Origin of the sequence: Brevibacterium sp. (assembly GCF_022712115.1) — a bacterium.
Lineage (GTDB): Bacteria > Actinomycetota > Actinomycetes > Actinomycetales > Brevibacteriaceae > Brevibacterium > Brevibacterium salitolerans.
The window spans coordinates 1-11,207 of record NZ_JALAHB010000223.1 but is presented as its reverse complement, the minus strand read 5'-3'; the positions used below and the strand labels follow the sequence as shown (position 1 = coordinate 11,207).

The window sequence follows — 11,207 nt, the reverse complement described above, 5'->3', positions numbered from 1 at the left end:
CCCACCGGCGCGGGCGCGGGAAGAGCCGGCTTCCAGAGGACTCCGCTCAGCGCACGCCGCGCATGAGCCGCGTGAAGGGCTTGGCCACGGCGAGGACGACGGCGCCCAGGACGATCGAGGCCAGACCCAGCGTCGTCCAGTACGGCGCCTGGTTGTGGGCGTCGTAGTACGTGGAGAACACGCCGGAGAGCGCGGTGCCCACGCCGGAGGACAGGTAGAACAGGGCGATCATCTGCGAGGTGAAGGCCTTGGGTGCGAGCCGCGTGGACAGCGAGAGGCCGATGGGGGAGAGCAGCAGCTCCGCCACGACGAAGAGCGCCATGATGAGCACCACCCAGAGCAGCGGTGTGGCATTGGACTCCGCATGCGCGTAGGGGAGGAACAGCAGGTAGGCGCCGCCGATGATCGCCAGCGAGATGCCGGCCTTCACGTAGGACGAGGGCTGGCGGTCGCCGAGCTTCAGCCAGATCGCGGAGGCGACGGGGGCCAGTGCGATGACGAAGATCGGCGGGATCAGCTGGATCCAGTTGATGGGGAACTCCCACCCCAGGATGGTGCGGTTCATCTGGGTCTCCGAGTACGCCGTCATGACGTTGAAGATCTGCTGGTACAGGGACCAGAACGCCGCGGACGCGATGAAGTAGGGGATGAACGCGAGCGTGCGGGACTTCTCCACGGCGGTGGTCTGCCGGGACCGGAGGATCACGGTGAAGTAGGCGACGGCCGCGCCGGCGGAGACGCACACGGTCCAGGTGGCGAGGTTGTCGCCGTTCATGAGACCGCTCGTCCAGAGCACTGTCACGACGACGATGACGGCGAGCAGCGAGGCGGGCAGCACCCACAGCTGGCGGCGGGGGAGCGGGTTCACCGCGAAGCCTGCGGAGGAGGGCAGGTTCTTCCGGCCGGTGAGGTAGATGCCCAGCCCGATCGCCATGCCGAGCGCTGCGAGGCCGAAGGCGATGTGGAAGCCGATCGTCTTCTGCAGCAGGCCGGTGAGCAGCGGTCCCAGCAGGGCGCCGATGTTCACGCCCATGTAGAAGATGGAGAAGCCGGCCTCGCGCCTGCTGTCCTGCTCCGAGTAGAGGCTGCCGACCACGGCCGAGGCCGTCGCCTTGAGGCCGCCGGAGCCCAGGGCCACGAGCACCAGGCCCACGGCGACGCCGCTGAGGCCCGGCAGCAGCGCCAGCGCGATGTGGCCGGCCATGATGACGACTGCGGACCAGAAGAGCACGGTCTCGGAACCGAGCAGGCGGTCCGCGACCCAGGAGCCGAGCACGGTGGCGAGGAACACCGCGCCGCCGTAGGCGCCCACGATCGCGAGTGCGGTGGGCTGGGCGAGGCCGACCCCGCCCTCGCTCACGCTGAAGTACAGGTAGAGGGCGAGGATGCCCGTCATGCCGTAGTAGGAGAAGCGCTCCCACATCTCGAGCCCGAACAGCTGGGCCAACGGGAGGGGATGGCCGAAGAACCGGCGGTCCTCCGTGTAGTCCTCGGTCTGCTGGACGGCAGTCGCCATGGCTTTCCTTCTCTCGACACAGGCTCAGCGCAGGGTTCTGCGGTGAGACACAGCGAGCCAGGCTAGTCCTGCATGCTGAGATTTGGGGCACGTTCAGCCCACTGGGCAGAGAAAAGAGAGAAGGGTCACACACGTGTGCGCCGGTCCCTCAGGACCGGCGCACACGCGGGGATCAGGCCAGAGTCTGGCGCTTCGAGGAGATCACTCCCGTGTTGAATCCGGCGAGGTTGAGGCCCCCGTGGAAGCGGGCGTGCTCGATCTTGAGGCAGCGGTCCATGACCACCTCGAGGCCGCCCGCCTCCGCGATCGCCGCCGCCTCCTCGTTCCAGGAGCCCAGCTGCAGCCAGAGGGCCTTCGCGCCCACGCGCACGGCGTCCTCGGCGACCGCAGGCAGGTCCTCGTCCCTGCGGAAGGCGTCGACCACGTCCGGCACCTCCGGGAGGTCGTCGAGGGAGGCGTGGACCGGGTGGCCGAGGATCTCCTTCTCGCGCGGGTTGACGAAGTACACGCGGTACGGCGAGGAGGAGAGCAGGTAGGTGGCCACGAAGTTCGAGGCGCGGGAGGGCTTGGCGGAGGCGCCCACGATCGCGATGGACTCCGTCCTGCACAGGAGGTCCAGACGCTGGCCCGCGGTGGGGCCCACCCAGGTGCGGGGCTGCTCCGCGGAGGTGCCGGCTGATTCTGCCATCATGCGTCCTTCCCTGCCCGTGCGGGGCTGCCGTCGTGTGTGCGTGCGGTGGCGGAGGTGAGCGCCTGGTCGAGGTCCCAGAGGATGTCCGCGATGTCCTCGAGGCCCACCGAGATGCGGATGAGGTCCGCCTTCACACCGCCGGCGGCGAGCTGCTCCGCCGTGAGCTGCTGATGGGTGGTCGAGGCGGGGTGCAGCACCAGGGTGCGGGCGTCGCCCACATTGGCCAGGTGGGAGGCGAGCTGGAGTCCGCTGATGAACTCCTCGCCCACCGTCCGGCCGTCCTTCTCGCCTGCCGGTGCGAGGCCGAAGGAGAACACGGAGCCGGGGCCTGCGGGCAGGTACTTGGCGGCGCGGGCATGGTGCGGGTGGGAGGCGAGGCCGGAGTAGTTGACGTAGGCGATCCGCGCGTCCTCCTCCAGCCACTCGGACACGGCGCGCGCATTGGCGACGTGCTCCTCGAGGCGCTGCGCGAGCGTCTCGACGCCCTGCATGAGCTGCCAGGCCGCCTGGGGCTGCAGGGACGGGCCGATGTCCCGCAGCTGCTCCGAGCGGAGCCGGGTGAGGAAGCCGAACTCCCCGAAGTTGTCCCACCAGGACAGGCCGTTGTAGCTGGGCACCGGCTCCGTCATGAGGGGGAAGTTCCCGTTGCCCCAGTCGAACCGCCCGGACTCCACGACGACGCCGCCCAGCGTGGTGCCGTGGCCGCCCAGGAACTTGGTGGCGGAGTGGATGACGATGTCTGCGCCGTGCTCGATGGGCCGGCACAGGTAGGGGGTGTTGAGCGTGGCGTCGACGACGAGCGGGATCCCCACGGAGTGCGCGACGGCGGCCAGGCCCTCGAGGTCCGCGATCTCCGAGGACGGGTTGGCGATGAGCTCCGTGTAGACGGCCTTGGTCTCCGGGCGGAGGGCGGCCCGGTAGTCCTCCGGGTCCGGGCCCTCGACGAAGGTCGTCTCGATGCCGAAGCGGCGCAGGGTGACGTCCAGCTGCGTGACGGTCCCGCCGTAGAGCTGCGAGGACGCGACGATGTGGTCGCCCGCCTGGGCGAGGGCGGCGAAGACGATGAACTCCGCCGCCATGCCCGAGGCCGTCGCCACCGCGCCGATCCCGCCCTCCAGGCTCGCCACCCGCTCCTCGAACGCGGCGACGGTGGGGTTGCCGATCCGGGAGTAGATGTTGCCGTACTTCTGCAGCGCGAACAGGTTGGCGGCATCGTCGGCGTCCTTGAAGACGAAGGACGTGGACTGGTAGATCGGCACGGCCCTGGCGCCGTGCACGGCGTCCGGGACGGCCCCGGCGTGGAGGGCCCTGGTGCGGAACCCGAACTCGTGGTCAGTCATCTGTGGTCTCTCCTCCGGTGTCCGCCGCGGCGGTGGCGGACGGGTGGCCCACGATCTGCGCGATCTGCGCGACCGCGTGGGCGTTCTGCAGGGATGTGATGTCACCGAGCGTAGTGTGCTCGAACAGCTGCGTGAGCAGGCGTCTCATGATCTTGCCGGACCGCGTCTTGGGCACCTCCGGCACGACGATGATGTGCCGGGGCTTGGCGATGGGGCCGATGAGGCGGGTGACGTGGGCGTGGAGCTCCGTCTCGAGCTCCCGCGGCTCCAGTGCGGCGCCCTCGTCGGTGAGGACGACGAAGGCGAGCACGCTGTGGCCCGTGAGCGGGTCCGCGGCCGGAGCGGTGCCGGCCTCCACCACGTGCGGGTGGGAGATGAGCGCGGACTCGATCTCGATGGTCGAGAGCCGGTGACCGGAGACGTTGATGACGTCGTCCACCCGTCCCAGCACCGTGATGTCCCCGTCCGCATCCCGCCTGGCGCCGTCCCCGGAGAGGAACCAGCCGCGCTCCCCGAAGGCGGACCAGTAGGAGTGCAGGTAGCGCTGGGGGTCGCCCCATACCGTACGGGCGGCAGACGGTCCGAGCGCATCGACGACGAGCAGGCCCTGCTCGCCGGGCGGCGTGGGGGAGCCGTCCGCATCCACCACGGCGGCGGAGAGCCCCGGCAGGGCGCGGGTGGCGCACCCGGGCTTGGGCGCTGGGACGGCCTCGGGACCTGAGCCGGCCTCGGGCAGCCAGCACGGATCCTGGGGGCGCGGGGACATCACGCAGGAGCCGGTCTCCGACTGCCACCAGGTGTCGATGACCGGGGCGGTGCCCGCGCCCACCTCCCGGCGCAGCCACTTCCAGGCCTCCGGGTTGACGGACTCGCCCACAGTGCCCACGAGGCGCACGGAGCTCAGGTCCCAGCGGTCCGCGGGGCGCTCACCGGGGCCGGGCTGTGAGCCGAACGCGCCCATGTGGGAGCGCACGAGGGTGGGCGCGGTGTAGTAGGTGGTCACGCCGTAGCGCTCGATGATCTCGAAGTGGCGGCCCGGGTGCGGGACCTGCGGGGTGCCCTCGTAGATCACCTGGGTGACGCCGTTGAGCAGCGGCCCGTAGATCTCGTAGGTGTGGGCGGTGACCCAGGCGAGGTCTGCCGTGCACCAGTGGACGGCCTCGGCGACGCGCCGGGGGTCGTTCACCGCGTCCTCCTCGTTCTCGACCAGGTCGAAGAGGAGCGCGTGCGTGTACGCCGTCTGCGTGAGGTAGCCGCCGGTGGTGTGGACGAGTCCCTTGGGCCGGCCCGTGGTGCCGGAGGTGTAGATGATGAAGAGCGGGTGCTCCGCGTCGAAGGGCTGGGGCGCGTGATCCGCCGAGGCCGCCTCGAGGGCCTCGTGCCACCACACGTCACGGCCCGGGGTCCAGGCGATCTCGTCGCCGGTGCGGCGCACGACGAGCACGTGCTCGATCGCGTTCTCACCCGCGACGGCCTCGTCCGCGTTGTCCTTGACTGGAACGGCCCGCCCGCGGCGGAACTGGCCGTCAGAGGTGACGAGCAGCTTGGCGCCGGTGTCCTCGACCCGGAACCGCAGGGCCTCGGCGCTGAAGCCGCCGAACACGAGGGAGTGCACGGCGCCGATCCGCGCGCACGCCAGCGTGATGACGACGGTCTCCGGGATCACGGGCAGGTAGACGACCACGCGGTCGCCCGGTCCCACGCCGAGTGCGGTGAGCGCATTCGCCGCGCGGGAGACCTGCTCCTGGAGGTCTGCATAGGTCAGCGTCCGGCGGTCGCCGGGCTCGCCTTCGAAGAGCAGGGCCGGCTTCTCGCCCCGGCCCGCCTCCACGTGCCGGTCCACGCAGTTGTACGCCGCGTTGAGCCGGCCGCCCGAGAACCACTCGATGCGGGGGACCGAGTACTCCGGCGTGCCGTCGTCCGCCGTGCCCAGCACGCGCGGGCGCTGGAAGGTGTGGGCGGTGTGCCCGGGGGAGTCCCCGGCGAGGCGGGAGGCCTGGCGCTCCCAGAACGCGATGCGTGCGGCCTCAGTCTGTGCGGTGGGGGTCCGGGCGGGAGCGGAGGTCCGGGAGAGGGCAGTCATGCCTCCCATGGAACCGCGTCCGCTCCCGTGGGAGGCACGGATCTGTCACATTCCGTCTGCCAGGTGGCCGGTCTCACACGACACTGCCGGTCTCACACGATCTCGCCGGACTCCGCGTCCACGTACACATCGGTGCTGCGGTCCTGGCCCTCCGGGTAGATGCTGATCTCCCAGGCGAGCGTGCCGCCCTCCTCGTCGAGCGAGGCGTCGTCCACCGTGCCCGGGGTGTCGCCTACGGCGGCCTCGAGCGCCTCCACGAGCGTGACGGAGGCGGCTTCCGCCTCGCGCCGGTCGTCGTCGTCCGCGCGGTCCTCCTCCGTGCCGAGGACGGAGGCGCCGTCCTCGGAGACGTGGACCTCCCATTCGCGGTCGCCGTCGAATCCGCTCACGCTCCAGTGCGCCTCGCGGAGGTCGTCCGCGTCATCGCGGTCATCGTCATCATCGTCGTCGTCATCGTCCGCTTCGTCGAAGTCGAGGTCGTAGGCGGTGCCGCCGGCCTCCTGCTCTGCCGTCTCCACCGCCGCCAGCGCCGCACTGAGCTCGCCGCTGCGGGCGAGCGAGGAGGCGGGCCCGCCGGACTCGGTGCCCTCCGGCGCGGTCGTCTCCTCCGCCGGTGCGGTCGTCTCCTCCGGGGTGTCCGCGGCGGCGGTGCCGTCCTCGGAGGTGGTGGCCTCCCCTCCTGAGCCGCAGGCGCTGAGGGCGAGGGCGGCTGCTGCGGGGACGGCGAGGGACAGTGTGCGGATGCGTGTGAGCTGCTTCATGGGTTCGAGTCTAGGAGGGTCGGATGAGCTGAAGGTGAAGGATCGATGAGGACCTTCTCATGCGGCCTCACACTGTCCGCAGCGCTTCGAGGAGGATCTCGCCCACCTCCGCCACCACGGTGGTGTCCGCCTCGCGGCGGCTCACCCACGCCTCCGAACAGGCGGCGGATCCGCACACTGCCCTGCGGATCCGGGGGTCGCGGCGGTGCCGCTGCGCCACGCCCTGGGGCACGAGGGCGACGCCCAGGCCGTGTGCCACAAGCTCCACCGCGCTCTCCCAGGTGTTCGTCTCGTGGCGGATGTCGGGCTGGATCCCGGTCTCCCTCCACACGGAGAGCACCCGGTCGTGGTAGTACGGCGACGCCTCGCGGCGGAAGACGATGAAGGGCTCCGCCGCGGCCTCGGCGAGGCTGTCCGCCCGCAGGTGCGAGGGCAGGCAGAGGACGAAGGGCTCTCCGACGGCGGCGGTGCTGACGATGCCGTCGTCGCGGATGGGCATGTGGCCGCACGCGAGGTCGATGGCACCGGAGAGCAGGCGACTGCGCTGCTCGGCGGTGGGCAGTTCGAGGGTGCGCACCCGCAGCCCGGGCCGGGCGTCCGCGAGGCGGCCGATCGCCTGGGGAACTCCGCGGTAGCAGAACGACTGGACGGTCCCGATCACGAGGGAGCCGGTCAGGCCCGAGGCGAGGTCGCCGGCGTGCGCGGCGAACCGGGCGGAGGTCTCAAGGACGCCGTGCGCATCGCGGAGCAGCAGCGCGCCCTCACGGGTGAGAGCTGTCGTGGGGCTCCGGGAGAAGAGCTTCACGCCGCACTCGGCCTCGAGCTTGCGGATCTCCGCGCTCAGCGCCGGCTGGGAGATGCCCAGGGCATCGGCGGTCCGGGCGAAGTGCAGGTGTTCGGCGAGTGCGGCGAAGTACTCGAGCCTGCGCAGCGAGGGGCTGTGCGCGGCGGTGCTGTTTGGGGCGGTGCGGCGTGCGGCAGCGCTGTGCTGCGGCCCAGCGCCCATAGGAGAACCTGATGAGATCATAGTGGGAGATTACTTGAAGCTATGAACTCGCGGAGCCTAGTCTCGTGCGGGACCGGCCCCACCGATCGAAGGAGATCCCATGCCCGCGCAGACGGCCACCAGCCCTCCCACGACCCCGGCGGCAGCACCGGCCTCCGCGACACAGGCCTCCGCCGTGCCGGACAGCTTCGGGATCGACCGCGTGGCGGACGACGAATCGCTGCGCAGCCTGCTGCCGCTCTACCTGGACCCGGACCTGCTGGCGCACCTGGAACCGGTGCTCGCGGATCTGGGCCCGCGCCTCGGCGGCGAGCTCGATGCGCTGGCCGGTGAGGCGGACCGGAATCCGCCCGTGCTGGAACACCGCACGCGCACCGGTCTGGACCGGCAGGAGGTGCGGGTGCATCCGGCCTACCGGAGGCTGCAGGAGACGGCGTTCGGCGAGCTCGGGATGGCGGCGGCGAGCCACCGTCCGGGAGTGCTGGGCTGGCCCGAGCCGCTGCCCCCGGTGGCCAAGTACCTCCTCTTCTATCTCTTCGCGCAGGCCGAGTTCGGCCTCGAATGCCCGGTGAGCATGACGGACGCCCTCACCCGCACGCTGCGGAAGTTCGGATCGCAGGAGCTGATCGACCGCTGGCTGCCCGGCCTCACGAGCACGGATCTCGATGCGCTCACGCAGGGTGCGATGTTCATGACGGAGCAGGATGCGGGATCGGATGTGGGGAGAGCAACGACCACCGCACGCGAGAACGCCGACGGCACCTGGTCGCTGACCGGGCAGAAGTGGTTCTGCTCGAACGTCGACGCGGAACTCGCGATGGTGCTCGCACGGCCGGAGGGTGCGGTGGCCGGGATCAGGGGGATCGGTCTGTTCCTGCTGCCCCGCCATCTGCCGGACGGTTCGGTCAACCGGATGCGGATCGTCCGTCTCAAGGACAAGCTGGGCACCCGCTCCATGCCCAGCGGCGAGATCGACCTGGACGGTGCGACGGCGCATCTGGTGGGCGACGTGGGCCAGGGCTTCAAGCAGATGGCCGACATGATCAATGCCTCGCGGCTGTCCAACGGTGTGCGCTCGGCCGGACTCATGCGCAGGGCGTTCGGGGAGGCACGCTACGTCTGCCGCAATCGCGAGGCGTTCGGCCGTCCGCTCATCGACCTCCCGCTCCAGCGGCGGCAGCTCGCCAAGCTGCGGCTGCGTGCGGAGCAGGGGCTCAGCGTCGTCATGCACACGGCGGAGGTGTTCGCCCGCGCGGACGCGGGGGATGACGAGGCAGCCTCCGTCCTGCGGATCCTCACTCCGCTCGTGAAGCTCCGCGTGTGCCGGGACGCCCGCAAGGCGACCGCGGACGCGATGGAGGTGCGCGGAGGCGTCGGCTACATCGAGGAGTTCGGGGATGCCCGGATCTTCCGCGACGCGCAGCTGGGCTCCATCTGGGAGGGGACGTCGAACATTGTCGCTCTCGACGTGGTGCGTGCCGCGCATCGCGCCGGTGCTCTCAAGCCGCTGGTGTCCCACCTTCAGGGGCTTCTCGCCGAGGCCGCTGATACGGGACTGCCGCCGCGGCTGCGCGCGCATCTGGACAGGCTGGTCCTCGACGCGCTGCACGCGCTCGAACTGCACGGCGACGGCAGCGCCGAGTGGCGGGTGCGGCAGGTCGCCTCGGCCACCTATCACGTGCTCTCGGCCGTGGTGCTGGCCTGGGAGGGTACGCGGATCGCGGAGTCCAGTGGTGACTGGACGCGGGTGGCGTACGCGACGCTCGTGCTCGAGCACAGGGTCCTGCCGCAGGATCCCTTCTCCCCGCCGGAGGACGATGCGGAGCTGCTGCGCCACCTCATCGAGGGCGAGCCGGTGGACCGGGACGCGGTGTGGGCGCATGCGGCGGCGGTGCTGCCGGAGCAGACGAGTGCGCCCACGGGCGTGCAGACAGGAGTGGAGGCATGAACGCGATGGTGGACGGGGCTGTGACCGGGCCGGGTGCGGTCGGTGAGGGCTCGGGCGCAGGCGCAGGCTCGGGCTGGGGTGCGCTCCAGGGCACTGTCGTCGTCGATCTCTCCCGCGTGCTGGGAGGCCCGTACTGCACGCAGATCCTCGCCGACCACGGCGCGACGGTCATCAAGATCGAGCCGCCGGCGGGTGACGAGACGCGGTCCTGGGGGCCGCCGAACCTGTCCGAGGACGTCTCCTGGTACTTCGCCGGAGCCAACCGCAACAAGACGAGCATGACCCTGGATCTGCGGACGGACGCGGGGCGGGAGATGCTCCTGGAGCTTCTCGCGGATGCGGACGTGCTGGTGGAGAACTTCAAGCCGGGTTCGCTCACCCGGTGGGGCCTGGATCCCGAGGAGGTGCTGGCCGCGCGGTTCCCTCGTCTGGTGCACTGTTCCATCACCGGGTTCGGCGAGGACGGTCCCCTGGGAGGGCTGCCCGGCTACGACGCGGTCGTGCAGGCGATGGCGGGCCTCATGTCAGTCAACGGGACGCCGGAGTCCGGGCCCACGCGGATCGGGATGCCGGTGGTGGACATGGTCACGGGTCTGAATGCGGCGATCGGCATCCTCATGGCGCTGCACGAACGAGCGCGCAGCGGCCGGGGGCAGAGGGTCGAATCGGCGCTGTTCGACTGCGGGCTCTCCGTCATGCATCCGCATCTGCCCAACCACTTCGGCACGGGCGCCGTGCCGGCGCCCACGGGGAATGACCACCCGAACATCGCGCCGTACTCCACCTATGCCACGGGGGACGGCGACCTCTTCATCACGGTGGGCAATGACCGGCAGTTCGCCCGGCTGTGCGAGGAGGTGGGGCGCGGCGAGCTGCCGGCGGATCCGCGCTTCTCCTCGAATCCGCAGCGGAGCATGCACAGGGATGAGCTGCGCGCAGAGCTGGAGGCGGCCTTCGCAACGCGGGGCGCCGAGGAGCTGGGCGCGGCGCTCATGGCTGCGGGCGTGCCGTGCGGGCCCATCCTCTCCGCGGATCAGGTGGTGGCTCATCCGCACACGAGGCACCGTGGAATGCTGGTCGAGATGGAGAACGGGTATCGGGGGATCGCATCGCCGGTGAAGCTGTCCCGCACTCCGGCCGAGTACCACACGCCGCCTCCCCCGCAGGGTGCGGATCCCACTTCCTCGCAGGGCGCGGATCCCACAGTCTGAGGGGGCCAGGAGGGGAGCGCCTCAGAACGGGGGCGCGTCGTCCTGTGCCCAGACCGTGGGCTGGGCGCCGGCTCCCTGCGCGCTGGTGTCCTCAGTTCCGCCCCGTTCACGACCGATGCCTGCTGCTGGGCCAGTGTGTGCTTCTGCAGAATGTGCTCCGGCAGAGTCCTCGCCTGCTCTCTCACGAAGCAGGTTCCGGAGCTGAGCCGCTGCCCGGACTTCGTGGGGGCTGGGTGGTGCGAGGGTCACGGATTCCCGGCCCAGGGGCCCGGACCAGTGGCTGATGCCAGCGGTGTTCTTCTTCACGGTGAGGATGCCTTGGGTCTTGAGCTGGTGGCAGGGCTGGCAGAGAGGCTGCAGGTTCTCCGGCACTGTGAGTCCACCCTGGGTGGGCAGGAGATGGTTGAAGGGCAGGAGGTGATCGGCCTGGCAGCGCAGAGCGGCGCGTGTGCAGCCGGGTGCTGCGCACTGCTTGTGTTTGGCGTTCACTGTGCGGCGGACGTTGGCCGGGATGGTGTAGGTGGGGGCGGTCGCGGCCAGGACGGTGCCGGTGGCGGGGTCGGTGAGGATCCGGTGGAGCACGGATTGGGTGGAGACGATCTGGCGGGCGGTGTCGGCGGGGATGGGCCCGATCCCGGTGAGTTCGGCGGG

General features: G+C 70.7%; 9 protein-coding genes. 2 read left to right on the top strand and 7 right to left on the bottom strand.

Annotated features, from left to right (window positions below):
- Positions 1–46: 46 nt before the first annotated feature.
- The 6 genes from Q0A33_RS13275 to Q0A33_RS13250 form a co-directional block, all read right to left on the bottom strand.
- Positions 47–1,516 carry an oligopeptide:H+ symporter gene (locus Q0A33_RS13275; protein WP_291797643.1) on the bottom strand — a complete coding sequence of 490 codons (1,470 nt, stop codon included), beginning with the start codon at positions 1,514–1,516 and terminating at the stop codon, positions 47–49.
- 172 nt (positions 1,517–1,688) lie between these two features.
- Positions 1,689–2,204, bottom strand: coding sequence for a CoA-binding protein (locus Q0A33_RS13270; protein ID WP_291797640.1), 516 nt, complete (start codon positions 2,202–2,204; stop codon positions 1,689–1,691).
- On the bottom strand, positions 2,204–3,547 hold the full coding sequence (locus Q0A33_RS13265) for an O-acetylhomoserine aminocarboxypropyltransferase/cysteine synthase family protein (protein ID WP_291797636.1): 1,344 nt from the start codon (positions 3,545–3,547) through the stop codon (positions 2,204–2,206). Before Q0A33_RS13265 ends, Q0A33_RS13270 begins: the two co-directional genes overlap by 1 nt.
- Positions 3,540–5,639, bottom strand: a complete 2,100-nt coding sequence (gene acs, locus Q0A33_RS13260) for an acetate--CoA ligase (protein ID WP_291797633.1) — start codon at positions 5,637–5,639, stop codon at positions 3,540–3,542. The genes Q0A33_RS13265 and acs overlap by 8 nt, the downstream gene beginning before the upstream one ends.
- 83 nt (positions 5,640–5,722) lie before the next feature.
- On the bottom strand, positions 5,723–6,391 hold the full coding sequence (locus Q0A33_RS13255) for a PepSY domain-containing protein (RefSeq protein WP_291797629.1): 669 nt from the start codon (positions 6,389–6,391) through the stop codon (positions 5,723–5,725).
- A gap of 67 nt (positions 6,392–6,458) precedes the next feature.
- Positions 6,459–7,418 carry a LysR substrate-binding domain-containing protein gene (locus Q0A33_RS13250; protein WP_291797625.1) on the bottom strand — a complete coding sequence of 320 codons (960 nt, stop codon included), beginning with the start codon at positions 7,416–7,418 and terminating at the stop codon, positions 6,459–6,461.
- A 79-nt stretch (positions 7,419–7,497) separates the two neighbouring features.
- On the opposite strand from Q0A33_RS13250, the gene Q0A33_RS13245 reads away from it, so the two are divergent.
- Positions 7,498–9,345 carry an acyl-CoA dehydrogenase family protein gene (locus Q0A33_RS13245; RefSeq protein WP_291797622.1) on the top strand — a complete coding sequence of 616 codons (1,848 nt, stop codon included), beginning with the start codon at positions 7,498–7,500 and terminating at the stop codon, positions 9,343–9,345.
- Positions 9,342–10,556, top strand: a complete 1,215-nt coding sequence (locus tag Q0A33_RS13240) for a CoA transferase (RefSeq protein WP_291797619.1) — start codon at positions 9,342–9,344, stop codon at positions 10,554–10,556. Before Q0A33_RS13245 ends, Q0A33_RS13240 begins: the two co-directional genes overlap by 4 nt.
- A 21-nt stretch (positions 10,557–10,577) precedes the next feature.
- Here the strand turns inward: Q0A33_RS13240 and Q0A33_RS13235 are convergent.
- On the bottom strand, positions 10,578–11,207 hold a 630-nt coding region (locus Q0A33_RS13235; protein WP_291797616.1), incomplete at its 5' end, for an HNH endonuclease signature motif containing protein.